General features: G+C 58.0%; 22 protein-coding genes. 10 read left to right on the top strand and 12 right to left on the bottom strand.

What is annotated here, in order from left to right; genetic code table 11:
- Positions 1-302 precede the first annotated feature (302 nt).
- Positions 303-770: a hypothetical protein gene (locus tag R3D51_00835; protein MEZ5898015.1), complete on the top strand. Its 468-nt coding sequence runs from the start codon at positions 303-305 to the stop codon at positions 768-770.
- 78 nt (positions 771-848) lie between these two features.
- A complete protein-coding gene (locus R3D51_00830) occupies positions 849-1,244 on the top strand; it encodes a hypothetical protein (GenBank protein ID MEZ5898014.1) in 396 nt (131 codons plus the stop codon).
- Between the two features lie 34 nt (positions 1,245-1,278).
- Here the strand turns inward: R3D51_00830 and R3D51_00825 are convergent, their stop codons facing one another.
- On the bottom strand, positions 1,279-2,259 hold the full coding sequence (locus tag R3D51_00825; protein ID MEZ5898013.1) for a pyridine nucleotide-disulfide oxidoreductase: 981 nt from the start codon (positions 2,257-2,259) through the stop codon (positions 1,279-1,281).
- A gap of 342 nt (positions 2,260-2,601) precedes the next feature.
- Here R3D51_00825 and R3D51_00820 point away from each other — a divergent pair, with 342 nt between their 5' ends.
- From R3D51_00820 to R3D51_00810, 3 genes are read left to right on the top strand one after another with little or no spacing between them, the layout of a single operon-like run.
- A complete protein-coding gene (locus R3D51_00820) occupies positions 2,602-3,306 on the top strand; it encodes a tetratricopeptide repeat protein (protein MEZ5898012.1) in 705 nt (234 codons plus the stop codon).
- 25 nt (positions 3,307-3,331) lie between these two features.
- Positions 3,332-4,633, top strand: coding sequence for an NAD(P)-binding domain-containing protein (locus R3D51_00815; GenBank protein ID MEZ5898011.1), 1,302 nt, complete (start codon positions 3,332-3,334; stop codon positions 4,631-4,633).
- Entirely contained in the window at positions 4,620-6,152 is a 1,533-nt protein-coding gene (locus tag R3D51_00810; GenBank protein MEZ5898010.1) for an ankyrin repeat domain-containing protein, read from the top strand. Before R3D51_00815 ends, R3D51_00810 begins: the two co-directional genes overlap by 14 nt.
- A 27-nt stretch (positions 6,153-6,179) precedes the next feature.
- Here the strand turns inward: R3D51_00810 and R3D51_00805 are convergent, their stop codons facing one another.
- The 3 genes from R3D51_00805 to R3D51_00795 form a co-directional block, all read right to left on the bottom strand.
- Complete coding sequence (locus R3D51_00805) at positions 6,180-7,580, bottom strand: HAMP domain-containing sensor histidine kinase (GenBank protein ID MEZ5898009.1); 1,401 nt, start codon at positions 7,578-7,580, stop codon at positions 6,180-6,182.
- Positions 7,567-8,244, bottom strand: coding sequence for a response regulator transcription factor (locus R3D51_00800; protein ID MEZ5898008.1), 678 nt, complete (start codon positions 8,242-8,244; stop codon positions 7,567-7,569). The genes R3D51_00805 and R3D51_00800 overlap by 14 nt, the downstream gene beginning before the upstream one ends.
- 233 nt (positions 8,245-8,477) lie before the next feature.
- The gene (locus R3D51_00795) at positions 8,478-8,723 is read right to left on the bottom strand and encodes a PsiF family protein (protein MEZ5898007.1); all 246 of its coding nucleotides are present in this window, start codon (positions 8,721-8,723) and stop codon (positions 8,478-8,480) included.
- Positions 8,724-9,034: 311 nt separating this feature from the next.
- Between R3D51_00795 and R3D51_00790 the strand changes: the two genes are divergently transcribed.
- Positions 9,035-9,202 carry a hypothetical protein gene (locus tag R3D51_00790; GenBank protein ID MEZ5898006.1) on the top strand — a complete coding sequence of 56 codons (168 nt, stop codon included), beginning with the start codon at positions 9,035-9,037 and terminating at the stop codon, positions 9,200-9,202.
- Positions 9,203-9,326: 124 nt separating this feature from the next.
- Positions 9,327-10,100: a hypothetical protein gene (locus tag R3D51_00785; GenBank protein MEZ5898005.1), complete on the top strand. Its 774-nt coding sequence runs from the start codon at positions 9,327-9,329 to the stop codon at positions 10,098-10,100.
- Between the two features lie 26 nt (positions 10,101-10,126).
- On the opposite strand, the gene R3D51_00780 is transcribed toward R3D51_00785, so the two are convergent.
- The 4 genes from R3D51_00780 to R3D51_00765 all read right to left on the bottom strand — a co-directional run bounded on the left by R3D51_00780 (position 10,127) and on the right by R3D51_00765 (position 14,070).
- Positions 10,127-11,071: a hypothetical protein gene (locus R3D51_00780; protein MEZ5898004.1), complete on the bottom strand. Its 945-nt coding sequence runs from the start codon at positions 11,069-11,071 to the stop codon at positions 10,127-10,129.
- A 483-nt stretch (positions 11,072-11,554) separates the two neighbouring features.
- On the bottom strand, positions 11,555-12,004 hold the full coding sequence (locus R3D51_00775) for a response regulator (protein MEZ5898003.1): 450 nt from the start codon (positions 12,002-12,004) through the stop codon (positions 11,555-11,557).
- Positions 12,001-13,206: a TadE/TadG family type IV pilus assembly protein gene (locus R3D51_00770; protein MEZ5898002.1), complete on the bottom strand. Its 1,206-nt coding sequence runs from the start codon at positions 13,204-13,206 to the stop codon at positions 12,001-12,003. Before R3D51_00770 ends, R3D51_00775 begins: the two co-directional genes overlap by 4 nt.
- Positions 13,207-13,413: 207 nt before the next feature.
- Positions 13,414-14,070 (bottom strand): response regulator, encoded by a 657-nt coding sequence (locus R3D51_00765; GenBank protein MEZ5898001.1) that lies wholly within the window; start codon positions 14,068-14,070, stop codon positions 13,414-13,416.
- 168 nt (positions 14,071-14,238) lie between these two features.
- On the opposite strand from R3D51_00765, the gene R3D51_00760 reads away from it, so the two are divergent.
- Entirely contained in the window at positions 14,239-17,013 is a 2,775-nt protein-coding gene (locus tag R3D51_00760; protein ID MEZ5898000.1) for an ATP-binding protein, read from the top strand.
- Positions 17,014-17,026: 13 nt separating this feature from the next.
- On the opposite strand, the gene xth is transcribed toward R3D51_00760, so the two are convergent.
- The 4 genes from xth to erpA all read right to left on the bottom strand — a co-directional run bounded on the left by xth (position 17,027) and on the right by erpA (position 19,689).
- Complete coding sequence (gene xth / locus R3D51_00755; protein MEZ5897999.1) at positions 17,027-17,809, bottom strand: exodeoxyribonuclease III; 783 nt, start codon at positions 17,807-17,809, stop codon at positions 17,027-17,029.
- An 89-nt stretch (positions 17,810-17,898) separates the two neighbouring features.
- Complete coding sequence (locus R3D51_00750; GenBank protein MEZ5897998.1) at positions 17,899-19,020, bottom strand: hypothetical protein; 1,122 nt, start codon at positions 19,018-19,020, stop codon at positions 17,899-17,901.
- A 35-nt stretch (positions 19,021-19,055) separates the two neighbouring features.
- Positions 19,056-19,325, bottom strand: a complete 270-nt coding sequence (locus R3D51_00745; GenBank protein MEZ5897997.1) for a hypothetical protein — start codon at positions 19,323-19,325, stop codon at positions 19,056-19,058.
- Positions 19,326-19,365: 40 nt separating this feature from the next.
- Positions 19,366-19,689 (bottom strand): iron-sulfur cluster insertion protein ErpA, encoded by a 324-nt coding sequence (erpA, locus tag R3D51_00740; protein MEZ5897996.1) that lies wholly within the window; start codon positions 19,687-19,689, stop codon positions 19,366-19,368.
- Positions 19,690-19,856: 167 nt separating this feature from the next.
- Here erpA and R3D51_00735 point away from each other — a divergent pair, with 167 nt between their 5' ends.
- The gene (locus tag R3D51_00735; GenBank protein MEZ5897995.1) at positions 19,857-21,092 is read left to right on the top strand and encodes a deoxyguanosinetriphosphate triphosphohydrolase; all 1,236 of its coding nucleotides are present in this window, start codon (positions 19,857-19,859) and stop codon (positions 21,090-21,092) included.
- Between the two features lie 65 nt (positions 21,093-21,157).
- Positions 21,158-22,918 (top strand): arginine--tRNA ligase, encoded by a 1,761-nt coding sequence (gene argS / locus R3D51_00730; GenBank protein MEZ5897994.1) that lies wholly within the window; start codon positions 21,158-21,160, stop codon positions 22,916-22,918.
- The last annotated feature ends 58 nt before the right edge of the window (positions 22,919-22,976 follow it).

The raw sequence follows: 22,976 nt of genomic DNA, 5'->3' as shown, positions 1-22,976 counted from the left end.
AAGCAGGTTGTCGGGGCTGATACTTTTTGTACGGCAGCAGACTTATGACAGGCGTGACAGGTAAGACCCTTGTGCGCACCCGTGAGTGCGAATGTCGTTTGTTGATCGTGATTGAATATCCAGAGCTTGAAGCCGTTTGGATTGTGGCAACGAGAACAGACGGGACCTAACTTGCCCTGATGATGACTATCCTTGTGGCAGCTTTCGCAAGCACGTGGCGCATCTTTGAAGGTGTTCGAGCGATGGCATTCTTCGCACGGCACCGTCGCGTGCAGGCCGATGAGCGGAAATCGCGTTAGGTCATGGTCGAATTCGACTTTCTTGCGCCATCCGGCTTCGGTGTGACAGCGCGCACAGCGTTCACCCAACTGCCCCTTGTGGGGATCGTTCTTCTTGTGACAAGCACCGCATTCGATAGACAGCTTCTGTTTGAACAGGTCGCCGGTGTGGCACTTGTCGCATTTGACTTTCTGATGTCCGCCTTTGAGTGGAAACTTGGTCCTCTCATGATCGAAACGCACCGTCGACCACTTAGAAGAGCCGTGGCAGCGTTCGCACTTTTCGCCATAGCGGCCCTGGTGCACGTCGTCGACGCGGTGACAGGAAATGCACGCTCGCGGCAGATCCTTGTAACGTTCGCCTACGTGGCAAGTCGCACATTTGACGTTCTTGTGCGCGCCTTCCAGTGGAAAATGCGTCTTTGCGTGATCGAAAGTTTTTTGCTTTGCCCAGCTTTGTTCATTATGGCATCCGGCGCACTTGTCCCCTAGCGCGCCTTTGTGCCGATCATCCTTTTTATGACAGCCAATGCAGGTCAGGGGCGCTGAGCGATACTTCTTCTCGCGGGAGTGGCAACTATCGCATTGCACGGTTTTGTGCGCGCCAATCAGCTCAAAGTCGGTGAACTTGTGATTGAATGTTTGCGGGTCGAATTGGAGGATGTCAGCCTTGCGGCCCTTGTGATCCGTATGGCAGTGCTTGCACTCGACTTTCCCAATGTCCGGTCGCTTGCCATGAAGACCCGTCCTTGCGCTGATGTCTTTGGCGATGTCCTTGTGACAATCGAGGCAGAGCCGTCGTTGGCCTTCTTTGGAAAAGGACTCGTGGCAGCTCTCGCACTTGTTTTCGAACTTGGCATGACCTTCGATGACATCGCCAGGCGTGACCAGCTTCTCAAACAGGCTCTCGGCCCTGGCGGCGCACGTGGCCAACAAGGCTATTGCCATGCTGATTACCAGGACTAAGCGGACGGATCGCATCGCGGTAGCCAGGGCGTCATCAGTATCGGTGAACGGCAACGATGTGGAAGATAACCGACATGACCAGCATAATGAACAGCGGCATATGCAGGATGTGCCAAAGCGCGAAGAGCCGTTCGAAAAGTGCAAGCCGCTCAGCCTTCTTTACGGCGGCAAAGTAGGTTTTCGCATGTAAACGAAATGTTGCGATCTGTTCGCGCCGCCGACGCCGTGACCAACGGTTCTTGCGAGCGTTCCGCTGAATCGCTTTTGTTGCGTCTCGCATGACGCTTTGTTGGATGAAATGTGCGCGTATGCCGATCGTGGCGGCAGAGGTCAAAGCGCTCAGTGTCGATTTTCGTGGCCGCGAAACAGCATTGTTCAGTCGATCGAGAGCGGAAAAAACGGTGCCGGAGCCAGAAACATCGAGACCGAGTTGGTCTTTCAGAATCTCGATGTCTTCGAGAATGTCGCGCGCCTCGGCTCGTCGCCCGTACAAGCCGCGGTGCACCTGTGAGTAGAGATAGCGCCCGACGATGCCGCTTGCGACTACGGTCAACATAGTGAAGAGCGCTAGGCGGCTATTCATCGATCCGAGTCTAAAATTGCAGTGTAAAATGATGAGCATTGGCCCAAGGATACCCAGGATCATGTGGAGGCGAAAAAGCCAGCTCACTCGACCAAGGAAGTCTAAGGACGGGAACCGCTTGCGCATCGGGTAAAGAAAGACCGCAAGCATCATTACGCTCCCAATGATGCCAAGTGCATAGCCAAGGCCGTTCTCGGCAGTCCAATGGCCTTCGTCTCGGACAGTCCATGCGTATACGAGGGCGCCAACGACGCCGACGGCGAATAGCAGCGGGCCTGCTTGCAGTAACGGGCGTTTCAGATAATGCGCGAAGCCTTTTTGTCGTAACGCATTCGGCTTGCGTGATGCGTTCCAGGAGTCTTGAAGCTGGGGCGGAAGAGGCGGAGGCAACACTCCGAACCCTTCACGGATCGCATCTGCACCGATATCCATTGTAGCGGAATTTGGCAATTGCATCCCTCGCGATTTGAACGATGGTGATGCGAATGACAGCTTTCAAATTCATGCCGAACATTCGCTGCGATTTGGGTATGCAGTCGCGCTCGACGGCTCATTGACAGCACTTTAATCGTGGCGGGACCGTGACGCGCGACGAAGCTTTCGTGAGCTAAAACAAATGACAAGAACGTCATGTGTGAGATGGTTCGGGAATAAGCGGCGCCGCTTCGCGTTTTCGACGCGGGTATGCATCGAGCCATCACTAGCCGCTTACGATTTCGCGCGTTCGCGCGACGGAGCAGCTTGAGCATTTTGTTGTGCGATGGGAGAGGCGCTATGCCATTCGATCTGACTTTTGCGATTTTTGGTTCCGTTGCCGCAACGCTCTTTGCGGTTCTCAGTATTCTGCGTTTCAACAACGGTCTGAAGCTTTTGTTGCGATGGGTGAGAGCGCGTCCCGTTTTCGCAAACAGCATGATGATCATGCTCGCTAGCGTGTCAGCGATTACGTTTCTCCTAGGCAATGATCAAATCTCTTGGGCTCGCTACGCCCCGACAACAGCGACAGCGAGTGCCGAAACATCCTTCAGCATGGAGGACAAGAGTGACGAGGAGAGGAGCGCGCGTGCTCTAGACTCTCTTCGGGCCTATGCCGCGCGAATTGCCGATAAACAACAAACCATCGCTGCGCTGAGCGAGGGGGAAGGAGGCGCGGCGGCAAATCCGTCTCTGCCAGATGTCGAGACCATGATTTCTCGCCTCGTACAGCGACTGGAGGCCAGCCCAGATGATGTCAAGGGTTGGACGATGCTGGGCTGGTCGTATCTTAATACGCAACGTCCCGCGGACGCAGTGAAGGCCTATGAACATGCCTTGCAGATTGAGCCGGAGAACGCGGAGCTGAAGCAGGCGTTGAGTCTGGCCAAGGAAAAGGCCGCGCCAACGGGTGTCGCACAACAAGCTGATAGACCTTCTGTGCCGATTAGTCCTTCCGCACCCGCGTCTGATGCGACGACGCATCCCGGCGCGACGGCGAACTGAGCTTGGTGGCTGGTGCGATAGCAGCATGACCGTCGATCCAATTGTCATCTTTTATGGGCTACCGCTGATAGCGATTTGGGGCGGCTATCTCCTCTCGCGACGCAGGGCTGAGGTGAGAAGTCTTAGGGTTCTGGCCGAAGCTAAGGAGGTGGGGCTGCTAGAGCCCGCATCTTTGCATCCGGTCATCGACCAGAGTTTGTGCGTGGGCTGCAGGGCTTGCATCAACGCTTGTCCCGAGGGAGATATTCTAGGGATTATCGACGGTAAGGCTGAGTTGGTGGCGCCGTCCAATTGTATTGGTCACGGAGCGTGCAAGACAGCATGTCCGCGCGGCGCCATTTCGCTCGTGTTTGGAACGTCGACACGCGGTGTTGATTTGCCCTCGGTCGGGCCGGATTTCGCGACAAATGTTCCAGGCATCTACATCGCCGGAGAGCTTGGCGGTATGGGCCTGATCAGAAACGCGGTCGAACAGGGCCGGCAAGCAATAGCGTCAATTGCGCAGCTACCGCCGAGCCGGGCGGGCTTTCTCGATGTCGTGATTGTGGGAAGCGGTCCGGCGGGCATTTCAGCCAGTCTCGGAGCTATTGAGCGGCGACTGCGATTTGTGACCCTGGAGCAGGAGACGCTCGGCGGAACGATTGCGCATTTTCCGCGCGGGAAAGTGGTAATGACTGCCCCGGCTGTGCTGCCGCTTGCAGGAGAGATGTCCTTCAAGGAGGTGAGCAAGGAAAAGCTGATGAGCTTCCTGCACAAAGTCGTGCGCGATGCCGGCCTGCGAATTCGCGAGCGTGAGCGTGTCGAGGCAGTAAACGTCATCGAGGGCGGATTTTCGCTGACGACAACTCAACGCAACTATCTGACGCGCGCGGTGCTGCTTGCCGTTGGCCGCCGGGGAACGCCGCGCAAGCTTGGCGTCGCGGGCGAGGACCTGCCGAAAGTCGTCTACCGTCTGGTGGACCCTGTACAATATCGGGGGAAGAGCGTGCTCGTCGTCGGCGGTGGAGACAGCGCGCTCGAAGCTGCGTTAAGCCTCGCGGCTGAACCGGGAACGCGCGTGGCGCTGTCTTATCGCGGCGATGGCTTTGCACGAGCAAAGACGAAAAATCGTAACGCCATTGAGGTGGCGGTGCGAAAGCACCGCATTGAGGTGCTGCTTTCTTCGCAGGTCACTCAGATCCTGCCGGATCGCGTGGTGCTCGCATGCGGTGGCCAGCAGAAGGTCTGGCCCAACGATGCGGTGATCGTGTGTGCCGGTGGCATACTCCCGACCGATTTCCTGAGGAGCATGGGTGTTAAGATAGAGACGAAGTATGGAACGGCTTAAGCTTTATGCCTCGATGATTTCGTTAGGTGTCGCCACGATCTTCCATTCGGCGGGGGATATCCGCGCGCAATCGGCAACACCACAACCGGGTGAGGCTGCGATCGATAGTGCTCTGCGATCTGGTGCTTTCGATAAGGCGGCCGCCCTGCTCCAGCGTCGCGCCAAAGCCGGCGACGTTGAAGCACAATATCAATTGGCTTCGCTCTATCGTGCCGGGCGTGGGGTCGCACAGGACGACGCACTTGCCTTCAAATGGATGAAGCGCGCCGCCGAAGGTGGTCATATCCGTGCAGCCTATAGTCTCGGCACGATGTATCTGTCGGGCAGAGGTGCGGCCGTCAATGTTGCGGCCGCGCGTAACTGGCTGAATGCGGCGGCACTCGCGCACCACGAACAGGCGATCAGGCTTTTGGCGGAGATCAATACCGCTCGCGGCGCAAAAGAACGAACCGTTACAGAAAATCAAGCGGTCCATCCGGAACGCCAGGCAGAGACCGCCAAGAAGGCTGGCGCACGTTCCGAGCTTTCGCCCGAGTTGCTCACATCCTCTGCAATAGCAGACGGCACCATGCCTCCATTCGTCGACGCGGCTTGGCGCGGCCGGGAGAAATTGGTTGTGCGTTTCATCGCCGCCAAGGTCGAACTGGAACAGAAAGACGCTGCCGGCAACACAGCGCTCGCTGTTGCAGCCATGGCCGGGCACTTAGCGATTGTCGAGGCTCTCGCAGCCGCTGGTGCGAACGTCGATGCCATGAACAATCGACGGGAGTCGCCGCTCATGATGGCGGCCTCAAACAAGCGTGGCGCAGTAGTTGCCAGGCTCGTCGCTATGGGGGCCGATGTAAATAGGCGCGACGCGGCTGGCGCAACCGTCCTCGACATGGCGACGCGCGCGTGCGACGCCGACATGGTCGCCAACCTCGTCTCCAAAGGTGCGCGCGCCGGACAGGAAATGAATGGACAGACGCTCTTGATGCGAGCGGCTGAAAGTTGCGACGCCCGTGTTCTTGGTTCTCTTGGATCGCAAGGCGTGGCTTTCGACTCTAGGACAGCGAGAGGCGAGACGGCGCTTTGGTTTGCGGCCGACAAGGGCAATGAGGGAGCAATACGCTATCTGGTCGCCCAGGGAGCGGACGTCGAAGTCGCTGACGAGAATGGAGATACACCGCTCATGCGCGCGTTGGCGCGGGGCGTGCGTGATGCCGCGCCAGTCCTCCTCGAAAACATCCGGACAGTTGACAAAGCGAACAACAATGGAAATACGGCACTGATGCTTGCAGCCAAGTCGAACATGCCGGATGTGGTCGCGCAACTCATCGCGATGAACGTCGACGTGAACGCGCGCAATGCGATGGGCTATTCCGCGATGATGTTTGCAGCCCAGGAAGGCAACGCGGCCATCGTGAAGCAACTTCTATCTGCCGGTGCCGATCTTTCGCTGCGCAACAAAAAGCGCGAGAAAGCAAGCGATATTGCCCTCGCGTTCGGTCATGCCGATGTGGTCGCAATGCTGAAATGATCCAAGCCGCGTACGCGACGCACGCGCTTAGATGCTCGCTTCCGCGGCATTGGCATGGAAGCGTACGCAGACGTCGAGGCCTGGTGCGTTATCGTGCAGTGACAGCGTTCCTTCATGCAGATCGGTTATCGCAGACGCAAGGCTTAATCCCAGCCCGCTACCTGGCGTTGTCCGACTTTTTTCCAGACGATAGAGGGGACGCAGAACATTGGCGCGCTCAGCTTCGGGGATGCCGGGCCCGTTGTCAGAAACGTGCACGGTGATGTCATCATTCGAACGATTGAGAGATATCGTGATGCGGGAGCCGGATGGACAATGACGGATTGAGTTTTCCAATAGATTGACGAACAGCTGATTCAATAGTTGGCGATCGGCTTTGATGTGTGCCCGTATTGATCTGTCAATTTTTGATACGAGCCGATGCTCGTGATCTTCAGCGACCGGTTCGAGCGCTTCAATGACGTGATCCAGAACTGTCTTGAGGTCTACATCAACGAAACGGGCTTTGCGGGCTCCTGAGCTTACTTCGGCGATGCGAAGCAGGGCTTCGAACGTTTCGACGACTTGATCGATGTCGTCGAGTGCCGTGTCGATGGCGGCCTGATAGTGCGTGGGGTCGGAAGATTGGGACTGCTGCGCAAGTTCGAGTTTCTGGCGAATCCTGCTGATGGGCGTGCGCAGGTCGTGGGCGATGTCTGTTGTAACCTGTTTGACGCTGCCGATCAGGGTTTGCAGGCGGTCCAGCGTGCTGTTGATGAGCTCGGCGACATGGTCGAGATCATCGCGTGACGCACTTCTGCGGATCCGGACGGAGAGGTTGCCGTGAGCAAATGAGTCTAGAACACTCTCCATCGCGTCGACGCGCCGTTGTGCGCTTAAACCAAGAATGAGACCGCCGAGAACGGCGCAGAAGGCGGTAAGTCCCACGGCCCAACCGAGGCCGTCGAGAAGTATCGCCTGCACGTCTTTGATGTCGCCATTGCCACCTGCAACGAACAGATAGCCATTCTTCAACTTGGTCCAGCTTCCCAATACCGCATCGCTGCTTGTGTTCTGGGTAGAGCGTCGCAGAAACGGAAGCTTGGACCAGGCGATGGTCTTCCAGGAATGGAAGCGTGGAATGGCGAGAATGTTTCCGGCGAGATAGTTGCCGTCTAGGTCGGTCAGAAGCACGATGTTGTCGTCGGGCTGTGTGGCGTTGGCATGGCGCGCAACAGTTGCGGCAAGGCCGCTGCGTCCGCCGGTGGCACCCACTTCGACGAAGGTCTCGCGCAGGTCATCAATCTGATCTTTGAGGGTGTTCGTCAGGTCTGTGCTGATGACGAGATAGAGGATTGCGAAAATAGAACTCATCGTTACGGCGAAGAGACCGGCAAATGTGGCCGCAACGCGAAATGCAGTGCGCCGGGTCAGTCTATGCGTAGTCATTGATTGCGTAACCAGCGCCTCTCAACGTTCGTATCAGTGGTTTGTCGAAGGCGCGATCTACCTTTGCCCGCAACCGGCTGATGTGCGTCTCGACAATGCTGGTCTTGGGATCGAAGTGAAAATCCCAGACCTGCTCCAAGAGCATCGAACGTGTGAGCACGCGGCCCTTGTTTCGCATTAAAACTTCAAGCAGCTTGAATTCACGCGGCTGCAATTCGATGGTTTGTCCGGCACGGATCACCTCGCGGCGGATTAGATGAAGCTCAAGATCGGCCACGCGAAGAACCGTCTCTTCGGATTTGATAGCCGGCCTGCGGCCGAGGGCGTTGACGCGCGCCTTCAGTTCGGCAAGTGCGAATGGCTTGACTAGATAATCGTCGCCGCCGCCTTCGAGGCCTTCGACCCTATCGTCGATACCGCCTAGTGAAGTGATGAAAAGCACAGATGAATTGACTTCGGCGCGGCGCAGTTCCTTGACGATGGAGAGGCCATCCAGACCAGGAAGCATTCGGTCGACGACCAACACGTCATAAGGATTGACGACGGACAGTTTCAAACCTTCCGAGCCATCACGCGCGACATCGACGCTATGGCCGTCGTCGACAAGGCCCTGACGGACGAAATTTGCAGTTTGGGAGTCGTCTTCAATAACAAGTATTCGCATCTCGCTCACCGATCACCCTCCAGCATCTAGCAGAATCCACCCACCATGTCGCTCGTCAAGTCGTCATCGCGCCGCGAAAAGCGGTTCTCGGCGCCCAGAGGGCTGGGGGATGCAGCTGCGGGTCCGGATGTTAGCGATGAGAGTCGGAGATCTTCCGAAACAACAGGTTGCGCCGGCCCACTGGGAGAGCATGCCGGCGCAACCTTTAGGCAAAAGCCTGTAGAGGCGAAGCCTTAGGCGGACTTAGCCATGCAGCTCTTGCGGAACGCCTTGCGCTCCTTGCCGTGCAGCTTCTGAGCATCGGCTTCAGCCGAGCACTTCTTCGACTTTTCGCTCTGGACCGAAGCCGTGTGGGGCTTCTTGGTCGTCTTCGTCGCATGGGTGGCAGGAGCTGCCGTCGTGGGTGCCTGATCGGCGGCGAAAGCTGCGCCCGAAGTGAGCAGGAAAGCAGCAGCAACTGCGGAGATGATGGACTTCATGATCGAACCTCGTTTGTTAAATGCTTCGGCTAAGAGCAACCGCCTGGGGCGGCAGATGATCGATCGTGCCATCCACCCGGGAGTACTCGTTCTCAGAAGGGCGAAACGCCTGCTGGGGACGCTGCAACAAGTGACGGCTCGCTGTAGCGCGATGGTGGCGCACAACTTAACTTTTGGTATGTCCTAACAGGCAAAGTCCGCCTTACCGAAGCGTATGTTGGCGGCGAGATTCGTGTCGCTATTGCCGGGTTAGAGATTTTGCCCAGCCGGTCAAACGGACCGGTCCAACGAATATCATCAGGAGACGTACTATGCTTTCCAAGGTTCTGGGTTCTGCAGTGCTTGCAAGCGTGCTCGTTGCTCTCTCCGCTCCGGTTGCAGCCAACGCTGCCGATGCGCCGAAGACGAAGGCCGAATGCGCCAAGACGGCTGGTATGACATGGGATGCAAAGGCTAAAGCCTGCGTCGCAAAGAAGTAATGTTAATCCGGGCACCCGGCAAAGGGAGCGGCGCGGCGTTCGACCACGCCGCTCTTTTTGTTTGAGACAGGTCTTCAGCCGCTCCGTCGGCGAAAATGATTTGTTGCTATCGGAGTGGACATTCATGAACCCTGACGGAGTGATCTCGCCTTCCGCATCCAAAGTAGCGCACGTGACGCTTGCATTTTGGATCATGAAAATTCTGGCCACGACGTTGGGGGAGACGGCTGGGGATTTCATTTCGATGACTCTGGGGCTGGGCTACTACGCCGGTCTTTTGATCACCTTTGCCATTCTCGCGACTGTCTTGTTCTTTCAGATTCGCTCAAGCAATTTTCATCCGCTACTGTTTTGGACGGCGATTGTTGCGACGACGACGGCTGGAACAGAAGTCTCCGACTTTATGGATCGTTCTTGGGGTGTCGGTTACATCGGAGGATCGGCTATCCTCATAACAGCCCTGGCGGCTACACTTGCCGTCTGGTATGCGCGAAAGGGTAGCTTGCGGGTCGATCCATTGGTCGGTCGCGAAAACGAGATCATGTTTTGGATAGCTGTGCTTTTTTCCAACAGCCTGGGCACAGCCTTTGGCGACTACCTCGTCGACGATGCGGGCTTGAGTTTCATCCAAGGGGCACTAGTGGCGGCCGGTGCTATCGCTGTCGTCGTAGCCCTTCACTATCTGTCAGCGTTGGATGACGTGATCTTGTTCTGGCTGGCGTTTATCTTTACGCGGCCGTTTGGCGCGACATTTGGAGATTTCCTCACGAAGCCTCTAGATGATGGAGGACTAAATCTTCCGCGAGAACTAGCGTCGGCGTTGACGTTGGGTCTTCTCTTGTTGACGTTGTTCGTATCGATGCGGATGGCGTCTTCGAGATCACCGTCAGAACGTTGAGATCCGAAGGCTACGCTCCCTAATTATCAGCGGCCGCGACGGGAAAAGCTGGCGTCCATGCCTTCATAGTTGAAGCCGCCGCTGAAGCGGTTGTTCATGAACTCCTGCCAGGCCTGCGACTGACTTGGCACTGGCTTCACCGCAGGCACACTTGGCTGAGTTGACGGCCTCCCAAGGGCCATTTTACCCGGCGGGTATTCGGGTTTCTTTGCGGCTTGGGTCTTGCGTGAGGCACTTTCGCGGGGCGCTGGATCGGACGCTGATTTGGCGATATCGGGCTTGGCGGTTTCTGCCGGCGGTTCCGCTACGGCCGTGCCTACCGGCGACGTGTCTTTTTCGACCGTCACGCTTCGGGTGATAATATCAGAAGCCGGCTTCGCTTCATTCTCTGGTAACACGGGCGGATTGGCGTTCTGAGACTGCGCGGCGGCGTCCTCGTCGGCCGGAGACGTTGCGTTGCTGGCGTCGGTTCCTGCTGAATCGGATGCTGCGCGCACCACAGGCGTCACGTCATCTTCCTCGACAACGAAATAGGCCTCGCGTGCCTTCAGGGCCTTGTAGGTCTCCTCATCGAGCGTCAGCACGGGCTCGACTTGGCTTGCCGCGGGCTTAGGCGCCGGGAGTTCGGGTTTGGTCGTAGCACGTTCGCTGGGTTCGGGCTGGACTTTTGGCGCGGGTGCGACCTGTGGCTTGGAGACTTTGCGGGTGTCGTCGTCGGTCAATTTTGCGACGGCCTCACGCTTGGTCTTCGCAGGTGCCTTGCGTTCGGCAACCGCCTCCACGGGCTTGTCGACCTTGGTCTTAGTCTTAGCCTTGGCTTCCTCGATCTTGGCCTTCGTCTTCTGTCTCGCCTGGGCTTTGTCGGAGGCCAGTTTGGCTTTGGTGCGCTCGACCTGGGCTTTGGAGATCTCGCCATCGGAAATCAGGGCGCTGATGCAGCTCTTGGATAGGCGCGGACCGTTTTCGCGCATGCACTTGCGCACCCCGGGAGACCCTACCGGGTGCTGGGAACAATAAGCATAATAATCGCTGGCGCAGTTCAGCTGCGTCGCAAGGCCAACAGCGTGCGAATTCGCCGGAGCTGCAGTCAGTGCGAGTAAGGCTGGAAACAGGCGTCTGCGCATAATACTCTCCCTGGATGTTGCCACATCCGTGGTCGCGGCAAACGAGTTCACCCCTAACCTAGTACATCAATTTGGGTATTGCGAGGGCGAGGTGGTCGCAATGATCCCAACGCAATCGATGCTGATGGTCTTCGATAAGGATTAAGAAATCTTTACTAAACCCTAACGTATGTCGCAGACGTCGCCGTATGCCTTGTTTTTCAGTAAGTTGGACCCAGGCGAGGTGTCACCGCAGTCGCCCACCGAGCGCGGTTTAACTTTGAACGCGAGTCTTGTTGCGATCAGAAAAAACACTCGTGCCTTAACGTCAATGCGCCGAGTCCCGGCGGCTCAGGCCGTTTCGCGCTTGGTTGCATAGAGTTCGGATCTGAGTTCGGCGAATGCCATTGATGTCCGAACGACGTGGTTCAGATGGCAGGTGAACACACTCCAGTCGACCGGCTTGGTGAGGAAGGTGTTGGCACCCAGGCGATACGCCTCTTCCACGCTCGCGACGTCTCCCCGCGATGACAGCACGATGATCGGAAGGTCTTCGAGCGCCGGTGTTGCCCGGATCAGTGCGATCAGGCGGAATCCATCGATTTGCGGCATCGAAAGATCGACGACGGCCACGTGGTGGCGGGTGCGCGCGAGTGCTTCTAGCGCCTGAGCACCATCGGGAACGATTCGAACCTCATGACCGGCCTTGACCAGACAGTTCTTAGCGAGCGCGCAGAACAACGGGTCGTCGTCCGCAACAAGGACGTTCATAGGATGGGGAAGTTTGGATAAGGGGATCATTTTGCGAGCACCACGGGCTGACCGGCACCACGGATGCCTTCCGGCACGGGCACTTCGGTATCGGAGTAGTTGGTATGGAGGACAAGGTGCGGACCACCGTATAGACGCATCTTGTCGGCCACGATAGCGGTGTAGGCGGATTGGTCTGCAATCGGGTTCGTCGCGTCGATATGCAACTCCCCTTTGGGAATGTAAATCGTGCCTACCATGACGCGCGCATCATCGCTGTGTATTTCGAACTGGAGTTTGCTGTTCAACGAGCGTGAGCCGAAAATCAGGAGCCCAGCCATTAAGCCGGACTTGGGTGCGGCTAAAGAGATGGTCGATTGACTATCGAAAACGAATGTCGCGTCGTTGGTGAAGTAAAGGCCCGCTCCTGTTGAGAATAGCTGGGATCCGTCACCGACAATGAGTGGAGCGTCACGGAAGACGAAGATTCCATCAGCGAGATCGACACGTGCACCATTGGCAATCTTCAAGCCGCAATAGGTTCCGGGTTCCAGCCTCGTATCGGACTCGATCAGCGTGGGGACCGCGGGATCACACGGTCCGGCAAACGGCTCAGGCCGGTCGGCCAAGGGATCATCGAAGCTCGGGCAGTCGAGGAGCGGCGTCGGCCAAAAGTTTCCGGTTTTGCCGTCCTTGCCGCCGCGGGTGCAAATGATGCTCGCCGACAAGACAGCATCGTTCTTCGATTTGAGACCGTTTGTATGATCGGAGTTGGAGTAAACCGCGCAGTCCTGGCCCGTGACTCGCGCTTTGTGTTCGAGCGAAATCGTACCTTGCTCGGAGCTGTTCAGGCCGAGAACGCAGATGTTAGGCTGTCCCACGACTCGGGCAATTGCGCGGGCCTCTACCTCAGGAAAATGGACACCCAGGAAATTGTTGAACATGCCGTGGAACGGCAGCGTCGCAGTGACCTCGACTTCGGTTGGGTCGGACGTTACGCGGGTTTTCGTTTCCGGCAGCATGTCGTCGCGCGAACGCGAAGGCGCGTCCCGCACATAGGCTTCGACAAGCGCATTGGCGATCTGCGATATGTCTTCGCGCTTTCGGTCGGAAAGGCTGAGTTCCTTGGCAGCAGCCATGGCGGCGGTGTCGACGGCTTGTTGAAGCGCCTCGCGTTGGTGAAGGTAGCGTGTCTCGTCGATTGCGAATCCGACTGCGGCAAGTAGCACCGGCAACACGAGTGCGAATTTCACGGCTATTACGCCGCGATCGTCCAAGATCGGCGATATTCGCGCGAAAATTCGCATAACAAATCCAATAGCTAATTGTTCCGAGAATTCTTGGGCCTGAGGCGCTTAAGAACAAGTAGCGTGGCCGCACACAGATGATTAATTCGGCAGATCTAGTTTAGCCGATCTAAGCGGTTGTGCCGAAATGCGACGTATTTGGGTTGGATTGTTTTAGGCAGATTTGGCGCGAACACTTTGTTGAGCCATATGCGCAGCTGGAGCGTATCCAGGGCTCAGCGCCTTGTAAGTTTCAATAAACCTAGCAAGGCGCGCGCGGATTTGAGAAACAATGTTGGTGTCGAAGGCGCCGCTGGCATCGCGCGCTCGCGTCAAGGTGTCCAATTCACCCATGAGTTTCGCAACTTCGGCATCCTTGGTCGCAATGGCAATGCGTGTTTCTTCCAGAGATTTCATGGCGTCTTGGGACTTCTTGCACAAATCGAGGAAGTTCTCGATGTGGCGCTCAAATAACGACCAATTTATGGGCTTTCTGAGGAAAGAACTCGCGCCTGCTTCGCTCGCTGCCTGAAGGGCGGAACAGTCTTCGCGCGACGTGCACAAAATGATCGGGATATGCCGCGTGTCGGGGTGGCTACGCAAGCACCGGATGAGCGCGACACCATCGAGGCCGGGCATCTCGAAATCGACAATAGCCATATCGAGGGGATGTGAGCGCGTTAATCTCCAGGCTTCTCCTCCGTCTGCTGCGAGGACTGCTGTGGAGCCCGTGCGCAACAAACGGCTTTCAGCGAGCTGGCGGAATATTGGATCATCATCCGCGACAAGAACCGTAATGGCTCTTTCGACCGCTTTGACACGGCTCTGCATTACTAAACTCCAAATCGACCGGACGATGTGCAACCCTGGATTAGGAAAGACTGTAGTCTGCAATAATTGAACATCACTTAAATTCAGGACTTAGATGTCGCGACTTCTGAAATGAAAATTCAATGAAATTTGGCTACAAGTTCCTATTTCCATCGGAATTCAGCGCGCGTGTTTTCCAAAAACTGGCATAAGCAATCAATAAGCAACAAGCTGACCGCGGTCGTCTTGTTCGCGGTCATCCCCTCGATGGTGCTTGCTTCGGGCATAGGCGCTTGGCGAGAGGCCAAACACCAGCTTCAGGCGCGCGCCGCCGAGCTGAGAGGTGTTGCGGCCGCTCTCGCCGCGACTGCGTCTGAGCCGCTGGCGGCTGGCGACACAAGGATGCTTGCCAACGCTCTCAAAGGCATTGGAGAAATTCCGAATATCAAGCATGTCAGCGTTCGTGATATCTCGGGCAAGGTCAGTTTCCAGTTCGGCAACGGGGTGCTTATCGGCCAGATCCGAACTGCAGATCGCAGTCTGTTCAATCTGAGTACGCTCCCGGTTCAAGCGACGATACGAAACGGCGGAAGGACCATCGGGCGGCTTTTCATGATTGCGGACATCTCCGCAGTCTATGAGACGCTGACACGCACGCTATTCGCCGGCCTGATTACCGGGCTGCTCGCGATTGTCACCGGTCTCATCGCATCGATGCGGGCGCAGCGGTCGGTTTCTGGTCCTATCGTGCAGCTGACGCACGCGATGGCCGAGGTTCGGGATGCGAAGGATTTCTCGCGCGTCGTGTTGAAGACCAGCATGGACGAGACGGGCGAGTTGGTCGATGCGTTCAACGATATGATGCGCGAAATCAAGAAGCGTGATGTTGAGCTTGCCCGACATAGGGAACAGCTGGAAATCAAGGTAGAGGAGCGCACGCACGCTCTTGCTTTGGCTGTCGAGGAGGCCCAAGCTGCAAACCGGGCGAAGTCGGAATTTCTGGCAACGATGAGCCATGAAATACGCACGCCCATGAACGGTATGCTTGTCACCGCGGAACTTCTTGCGCAAGGCAATCTGGATGGCCGGGCGCAGCGTCAGTGCGACGTGATCGTGCGGTCGGGAAAAACACTTCTGTCTGTCATCAACGACATTCTGGATCTCTCCAAGATCGAATCCGGACGCCTTGAATTGGAGAGCATTGCGCTCCGGCCTGAGGAAATTGTCGACGATGTGCTCCGGCTTTTCGCAGAGCGTGCGGGAGAAAAAGGGTTGGAGCTAACGGCCTATGTCAGCCCTGCTGCGCCACGTAGTGTTCTGGGGGATCCGGTCCGTCTAATGCAGATCTTGTCCAATCTGGTCAGCAACGCGATTAAATTCACCGAGCATGGTGGCGTGCTTGTGCGCGTAGATCCTGTCTCGGGCGCCGAGCCACGGTTGCGGTTCTCGGTGACGGATACCGGCGTTGGTATCGCCAAGGACGCTCAGGAAGGAATTTTTGAGCCCTTCAAGCAGGCCGAGCAATCAACGACCCGCCGGTATGGCGGTACGGGGATTGGTCTAGCCATTTGCCGCCGTCTTGTGCATGCGATGGGCGGAACGTTGGGATTGGAAAGTGAACCCGGTCATGGAGCGACTTTCACATTCGAGGTTCCCCTTGCTCTGTCCGGTGAGGCTCAGTCCGATGAGAAACTCGAAGCGCTCGACGGTGTTGCCGCATTCATGCTTGAACCCGGCCCGGTGAGAGCAGCCTTGGCTTGGGCGGTGCAAGATACCGGTCTTGAGGTTATTGAAAACGTCGATTCTGACGGTCTATCGAGAGCGCCTGGCAAGTTACGGGTAGTTGTGTGCGATGAGCGCACGCAGAACATGGCCGCGGCCTACGCAGAACGCAGTGGTGTGGCTGTCATTATGCTGGCACGCGCTGGGCACATTCCGCCTCACGTTGCTGCCGGCGAGGACCACACCCACGCAGTGCTTGAAGTTCCCTTCACCGGGTCGGATGTGCGCGAAATGATCGGGGCTGTTGTCGCCGGTCGCGCAGTAAAGGCCGAGCGTTCCGAGCCGGCGCGAACGGACAATGTAGCCGGTGCGCAGGTTCAGAAGCGCTTTGCCGGGCTGCATGTTCTCACTGCCGATGACAGCGCCATAAACCAGGAGGTTCTAGCTGAGGCGTTGAACCGCTTGGGTGTCAAGGTGACGGGCGTAAGCGATGGCCACGCCGCGCTCAACGCATACAGGCAGCAGCGTTTCGATCTCGTGTTCATGGATGGAAGTATGCCCGTTCTGAACGGCTTTGATGCAACCCGCGCCATTCGCAAATTTGAGCAGGAACAGGGCTTGCCGCAGGTGCCGGTCGTTGGGCTCAGCGCGCACGCTTTCGGGCCCGAGATGGGCCAGTGGCGCGAGTGCGGCATGACGGAATTCATCATAAAGCCGTTCAAACTGGCCGAGATCAGCACTTGTCTTGAGCGCCTCTGCCCCCGGTCCGCGCCTGAAACGACCGGGTCCGCACACACGCAGGTTGCTGTTGCGCAGGCCGATGAAGGCTGTGAACAGGATCGAGTGCTAATTGACAGCACGGTGCTGCAATCCATATGCGAAATTCAGATGCCCGGAGATGATCTGATCGGCCGCATCGCAGAATTGTTCGAGCTGCACGCGCCTGACCTGCTCGAAAAGCTCGCCGACCAAGCGCTAGAGCCGAGCGACACAGACGGGCTTGCGTCGGCGGCGCATGCGCTCAAGTCGCTGTGCCGGAATGTTGGCGCGGTGCCACTTGGGGATTTGTGCGGAACGATCGAAAGCGAAGCGCGCGCAGGGATCGCATTGTCCGAGGCCAACGTTGCGGCGCTTCGCGATCTGCTTCCCAAGACGGTCGCAGAGCTTCACGTTGAGGTAAAGCGTTTGGGCGGTGGCCGTGCGCGGAGCGCTACAAGCAGTGGCAGCGCGAGCGCCGCTTAAAACTGGATCCCAATCAAATGTCCAGCTCGACCCAGACGGGCACATGATCGGACGGCTTCTCCCAGCCGCGCGTGAACGTGTCGATCCCACTTGAAATGAGCAGATCAGCCGCCTCGCACGACAACAGGACGTGGTCGATACGGATGCCGTCGTTCTTCTGAAAGGCGCCGGCCTGATAATCCCAGAACGTGTAGACGCCAGGCTCGGGATGGGCTGCGCGAACAGCATCCGTTAGCCCGAGCGCAAGAAGCGCGCGAAAAGCGGCGCGGCTTTCTGGTTGAAACAATGCATCGTTCACCCAGGCTTGCGGACGTTTGGCGTCTTCCGGCTCGGGAATGATGTTGAGATCACCCGCGAGCACCAGTGGGATCTCGTCAGCCAAAAGATGGCGCACGCGGCGTTTGAAACGTTCCATCCATTGCAGTTTGTAGGCGAACTTTTCCGTGCCCACCGGATTGCCGTTCGGCAAATAGATCGACACGACGCGAACCACACGATTGCCAGCAGGAATGAGCGCCTCAATCCAACGCGCATGTGCATCCGCGTCGTCGCCATGAAGGCCGCGATGGACATCCTCTATCGGCGTCTTTGAAAGGATGGCGACGCCGTTGAAGCCCTTCTGACCGTGTGTGGCGACGTTGTAGCCCAAGTCCTCGAAGGCATGGCGCGGGAAGCCCTCATCGACGGATTTGATTTCTTGCAGGCAGATGACGTCAGGCTGCTGCTCCTTGAGATAGGTGAGCGCGCCTTCAAGCCGGGCCTTTACGCCGTTAATGTTCCAGGTGGTGATTTTCATGGGCAATCAGATGCCACGATGCGCGCGAAAGAGCCAGCGTCGCGTCATGCCACCAAAACCTGCTCCAGCAATAGGATGCGGAAAACTCGTCAGGTCTCCATGAATCGGACCGCGTATACGGGCGGGAAGCGACCTGCGGCGAACGTCCAGTTGTCGCCCTGGTTCTCCGAGATCCAAACGCCTCCTGTGGTAGAGCCCATTGCCAGGGCCTCGCCGCTTGAATCGACATCGAGTGCGTGCCGATAGACGATGTCAAAGGTGGGCTCTTGGGGTAGCCCGTTGCTGAGCACCTCGAAAGTTTTCCCGCCGTCGCGTGTACGCGTGACGACGAGCCGGTCGTTCGCGGGAATCCGTCGTTCGTCCTTTATTTCAGGGATAAACCATGCCGTATCTGGTTCGTTTGGATGTACCGCTACGGCGAACCCGAAAGAAGATGGGGAGACGTTGAGACACTCATTCCAAGTCTTGCCGGAATCGTCGGAGCGGAAGATCCCGTTGTGGTGTTGGATCCACATACGGTCGGGCTTGGCGCGACATTGCACAAGCCGATGAGCATCCTGTCCGTTTGGATCGAGGCGACTTTCTTCGGGAGCGTGGTCCTGCCACATACCAGTATTGTCGTTGTGCCAGGTCGCGCCGCTATCAGACGTCTCCCACACCCCACCCGTTGATACGGCCACACGAATGGTGGCGGGATCGCGCGGATCGACGCAAATCGAATGCAAGCCAGGCAAGTCGGCACCGCCCCCCATCCAATGCTGGCGCTTCGGGTGGCGCCAGAGCGAATCAATCATCGACCAGCTCTCGCCGTGATCTACGGAACGAAATAATCCGCCCGGAATCGTGCCGCACCAGATGACACCGTCTTGCGATGGCGCGCCGGTCTCCAAGGCCCATACGCGAACCGTGCTCCATGGGAGCGGATTGCCCCACATGTCCTTATCCGGCGCATCCGCCGGTTTTTCCGGATAGACGGGAGCGGGCAGTTCGCGCCACGGCGCGCTGTCTCCATCGCGGGTATGCAGCTTGACTCCGAAGTGACCGTGATCGAGCGCCGCATAAAGACGCCCTGAGCGGGCGTCGTGCAGCACAAGCGACACGTTATCGGCCAGAAAATCCGTCCGCTCGATTTGCCAAGGCGAGGCGCCCGAGCCATTGCGGGCGAGCGTGAACAATCCCTTTCGGGTGGCTACGAGAATTTTCAGGACCATGCCGGTAGGGCCTCACGCAGCTTTGACGCGCGACCTTATCCGCCCGAGAGAGCCTGCACAACATAGATGTGGCTTGTCGGACTCGTCTCATCGCTCAGTGTCCGGCGGTCCGTAATGGCGCGACCGTCGACAAAGATGTTCATGTGTTTGCGCAAAGCGTTTTGATCATCGAGGACATAGCTTCTGGCGCGCGGGTTGTTGTTGAATACCTCGTCGAGAGCCGTCCGCACATCGCCGCCTGCGACTACCGTTTCCGCAATTGCGACGTGTCTCTGGATGGCGCTGCCAAAGGTGACACGAGGCATGGAACCTCAACACGTGTTCAATAGAGAGCCCGTCGCGTCTTCAGATCGAGAAGCTGGTACCGCATCCGCACGAAGCAGTGGCGACCGGATTGTTGATCTTGAAGGCAGAACCTATGAGATCGTCGACGAAGTCGATCTCTGAGCCTTCCATGTACTGCACCGAAACAGGATCGATCAGCACCGTGGCTCCGGCCTTTTCGAGTACAAGATCGTCTTCGGCTCTGTCGGATACGAGATCGAATTTATACTGGAAGCCCGAGCAGCCGCCGCCCTCCACCGAAACGCGCAGCAAAGGCGTTCCGGGCTCTACGGCCGTAATTTCGGCGATGCGCCGTGCGGCGCGGTCGGTCAAAGTAACGCTCATGGCCTCTCTACTTCGCGACGTTGGCCGTTGACCCGAAAGGGCCATTGGCGGTTGCGCAGCTGCTGCCCCACGCTCTAGGAGTGGGGGCAGCATTATCAAGTAGATAGGGCTGTGGGGGCCAATGTCAAATCGGTTGAGCCTCCCCAGCCGGACATAGACAGGGCGGAATGGCGATTAAGATCAAGCCGGTATCCGAAAAGGCGGACTACGGTGCCGCGCTGAGGCCAGGCGAGCGGCGGCCCGCCTTGTACGCCGCCAGCGCTGTGCCCTCGCGCGGCCGCCAGCACCTTGAAAGCGAATGCACCACGCGCTCGCCCTTCCAGCGTGACCGCGATCGCATCCTGCACGCCACCGCCTTCCGGCGTCTCACATACAAGACGCAGGTGTTCATCTACCATGAGGGCGACCACTATCGCACTCGGCTGACGCATACGCTGGAGGTGGCTCAGATTGCCCGCACGATCGCGCGCCAGCTGCGGCTGGACGAGGACCTGGCCGAGGCGTTGGCCCTGGCACACGACCTAGGACATCCGCCATTTGGACACGCTGGCGAACGTGCGCTCGACAACGCGATGCTGGGCTACGGCGGGTTCGATCACAATGCGCAATCGCTGCGGGTCGTCACCGCACTGGAACGCAAGTATCTGGATTTCGACGGGCTCAATCTCACTTGGGAAATGTTGGAGGGACTGGCAAAGCACAACGGGCCGGTTGAGGATCGCAACGATCCCGTTGCCAAGGCGGTGCGCGGGGTTGAAGCGTGGCGCAGCCTCGAATTGGATCGCTGGGCCAGTGCGGAGGCGCAGGTCGCAAGCCTTTCCGACGATATCGCCTACCTTTCGCATGATATCGACGATGGGCTGCGGGCAGGACTTCTAAAGTTCAAGATGCTGGAAGGGGTGCCTTTAGCGGGAGCACTGGCTGAGGCCGTTCGCGTGAAGGCGGGCTCGCAGGCTGGCGGCCGTGTGATCTACGAGCTGACCCGGCGCATGATTACCGCGATGATTGCGGACGTCGTGAGTGAGAGCCGGCGGCGGCTTCAGGTGCTCGCGCCGGAAAGTCCCAACGATATTCGCGCCGCCAATGCGGCGACCATCGCCTTTTCCCCCGCGATGTCGCGCGATCTGGCGGACCTCAAGGCCTTCATGTTCACCAAGGTCTATCATCATGAACGCGTTCTGCGGGTCATGGAGGGAGCGGAGCAAATCGTCACGCAATTGTTCGGCCGCTACAACGATTCCGGCGACCCAGAAGCCCTGCCGCGGCAATGGATCGAGATCATGCGCACGCTGGACGAGCGCGATCAGGCACGGCTGGCTGCCGACTATCTGGCCGGTCAGACCGACCGCTATGCCATTGCAGAGCACCGTCGCCTGTTTGATAACACCCCGGAACTGCGCTAGGAGCGCGGCTTCCGAAGTCTCCTTGCGCCCCCTGACAGACGGGCGAGCCCGCCCAGGATTTCTCAATGAACATCTTTGCCGACGTAGAAGCCAAAGTGAAAGCCGCTCTCGAAGCGCTGAAGTCGGAAGGCAAGCTGCCTGCCGATCTTGCAATTCCTCAGCCGCAAGCCGACGCTCCACGTGATCCTTCTCACGGAGATGTCGCGATCAATTCCGCCATGGTGCTGGCGAAGGCCGCGAAGATGAAGCCGCGCGACATTGCGGAACTTATCAAGAGCAAACTTGAGAGCGATGCATCTATTGCCAAAGCGGAAATCGCCGGGCCGGGGTTCCTCAACGTCACGTTCGCGCCTGAAGTCTGGCACGCGTTAATTCGCGCGATCGTCGCCCAAGGCGATAAGTTTGGCGCCGGTGGCCTGTCGGATGGCGAAAAGGTGAACCTGGAGTACGTCTCCGCCAATCCCACCGGGCCAATGCACGTCGGCCATTGCCGAGGCGCTGTTTTCGGTGACGCGCTGGGTAATTTGCTTGGCTTTGTCGGCTACGACGTGACCCGCGAGTATTACATCAATGACGCCGGAGGGCAGGTCAACGTGCTCGCCCAGTCGGCGTTCCTGCGCTATCGCGAGGCGCTGGGCGAGGACATCGGTGCAATCCCTGAGGGCTTCTATCCGGGGGAATATCTCGTTCCCGTCGGTCAGGCTCTCGCGAACGAATACGGCAAGAAGCTCCTTTCAATGCCGGAGAACGAGTGGCTTCCGCTGGTGCGCGCCTTCGCAATCGGCATGATGATGGAGGTAATCCGCGACGATCTCGCCGCCCTCAACATCCGCCATAACGTTTTCTTCTCTGAAGCCTCGCTCACTCAGGCAGGGACCGACAAGATCAAGGTGGCCCTCGACGAATTGCGGGCGAAGGGACTCGTCTACGAAGGGCGGTTGGAGAAGCCCAAAGGGCACGACGACGAAGAGTGGGAGGACCGCGAGCAAACCCTCTTCAAGTCCACCGCCTTCGGTGACGACGAGGACCGGGCCATCCAGAAGTCGGACGGTAGCTACACTTATTTCGCGGGCGATATTGCCTATCACTGGGACAAGCTGCAGCGCGGCTTTCTGCATCTCATCAATGTCTTTGGCGCCGACCACATCGGCTACATCAGCCGGATGAAGTCTGCCGTTGCGGCGTTGTCGGATAACAAGGCCGATTTCGACATCAAGGTCGTCAGTCTGGTCAAGCTGTTCAAGAACGGCGAGCCGTTCAAGATGTCGAAGCGGGCAGGCACGTTCGTGACACTGCGCGACGTCGTCGATGAGGTGGGGCGAGATCCGGTCCGCTTCATGATGCTCTACCGCAAGAACCAGGAGGAGCTGGACTTCGATTTCGCCAAAGTGACGGAGCAGTCGAAGGACAATCCGGTGTTCTACGTCCAGTACGCCCATGCGCGTGCGGCCAGTGTGTTCCGCAACGTCAAGGAGCAGATGCCGTCGTTGGACACGTCAGTGGAAACGCTTGCAAAAACAAACCTCTCGCTCCTATTGGATGCCGCCGAGGTGGACCTGATCCGCAAACTAGCGGAATTTCCCGTCAAGCTAGAAGGCGCCGCCAAGGCTCACGAACCGCACCGGGTGGCCTTCTATCTTTATGATGTAGCAAGCGCGTTCCACGGTCTGTGGACGCGAGGCAATGATTCGCCACATTTGCGATTTATCCAGGCAAATGACGGGGTTGCGACACAAGCGCGTTTGGCGCTCGTTGCCGCGACAAAGCAGGTGATAAACTCAGGTCTTAAGGTCCTCGGCGTCGAGGCACCCGATGCGATGCGCTAGACTCGCGATTCGTAGGACCAGGGAAGGGGTTTCCGCGGGTTCCAGTTTCGAGGGGTGA

The sequence above is a fragment of the Hyphomicrobiaceae bacterium genome (genome assembly GCA_041397645.1).
Taxonomy (GTDB): Bacteria; Pseudomonadota; Alphaproteobacteria; order Rhizobiales; family Hyphomicrobiaceae; genus Hyphomicrobium_B.
This window is presented reverse-complemented; position numbering and strand designations above follow the sequence as displayed.

Coding starts and splice junctions, on each gene's coding strand:
- R3D51_00810 (MEZ5898010.1), top strand. CDS start 4,620: ATGGAACGGCTTAAGCTTTATGCCTCGATGATTTCGTTAGGTGTCGCC.
- R3D51_00745 (MEZ5897997.1), bottom strand. CDS start 19,325: ATGCCTCGTGTCACCTTTGGCAGCGCCATCCAGAGACACGTCGCAATT.
- R3D51_00800 (MEZ5898008.1), bottom strand. CDS start 8,244: ATGCGAATACTTGTTATTGAAGACGACTCCCAAACTGCAAATTTCGTC.
- R3D51_00735 (MEZ5897995.1), top strand. CDS start 19,857: ATGGCGATTAAGATCAAGCCGGTATCCGAAAAGGCGGACTACGGTGCC.
- R3D51_00815 (MEZ5898011.1), top strand. CDS start 3,332: ATGACCGTCGATCCAATTGTCATCTTTTATGGGCTACCGCTGATAGCG.
- R3D51_00820 (MEZ5898012.1), top strand. CDS start 2,602: ATGCCATTCGATCTGACTTTTGCGATTTTTGGTTCCGTTGCCGCAACG.
- erpA (MEZ5897996.1), bottom strand. CDS start 19,689: ATGAGCGTTACTTTGACCGACCGCGCCGCACGGCGCATCGCCGAAATT.
- R3D51_00835 (MEZ5898015.1), top strand. CDS start 303: ATGGTCGAATTCGACTTTCTTGCGCCATCCGGCTTCGGTGTGACAGCG.
- R3D51_00805 (MEZ5898009.1), bottom strand. CDS start 7,580: ATGACTACGCATAGACTGACCCGGCGCACTGCATTTCGCGTTGCGGCC.
- R3D51_00775 (MEZ5898003.1), bottom strand. CDS start 12,004: ATGATCCCCTTATCCAAACTTCCCCATCCTATGAACGTCCTTGTTGCG.
- R3D51_00795 (MEZ5898007.1), bottom strand. CDS start 8,723: ATGAAGTCCATCATCTCCGCAGTTGCTGCTGCTTTCCTGCTCACTTCG.
- R3D51_00750 (MEZ5897998.1), bottom strand. CDS start 19,020: ATGGTCCTGAAAATTCTCGTAGCCACCCGAAAGGGATTGTTCACGCTC.
- R3D51_00780 (MEZ5898004.1), bottom strand. CDS start 11,071: ATGCGCGAAAACGGTCCGCGCCTATCCAAGAGCTGCATCAGCGCCCTG.
- R3D51_00765 (MEZ5898001.1), bottom strand. CDS start 14,070: ATGCAGAGCCGTGTCAAAGCGGTCGAAAGAGCCATTACGGTTCTTGTC.
- R3D51_00785 (MEZ5898005.1), top strand. CDS start 9,327: ATGAACCCTGACGGAGTGATCTCGCCTTCCGCATCCAAAGTAGCGCAC.
- R3D51_00825 (MEZ5898013.1), bottom strand. CDS start 2,259: ATGGATATCGGTGCAGATGCGATCCGTGAAGGGTTCGGAGTGTTGCCT.
- argS (MEZ5897994.1), top strand. CDS start 21,158: ATGAACATCTTTGCCGACGTAGAAGCCAAAGTGAAAGCCGCTCTCGAA.
- R3D51_00790 (MEZ5898006.1), top strand. CDS start 9,035: ATGCTTTCCAAGGTTCTGGGTTCTGCAGTGCTTGCAAGCGTGCTCGTT.
- xth (MEZ5897999.1), bottom strand. CDS start 17,809: ATGAAAATCACCACCTGGAACATTAACGGCGTAAAGGCCCGGCTTGAA.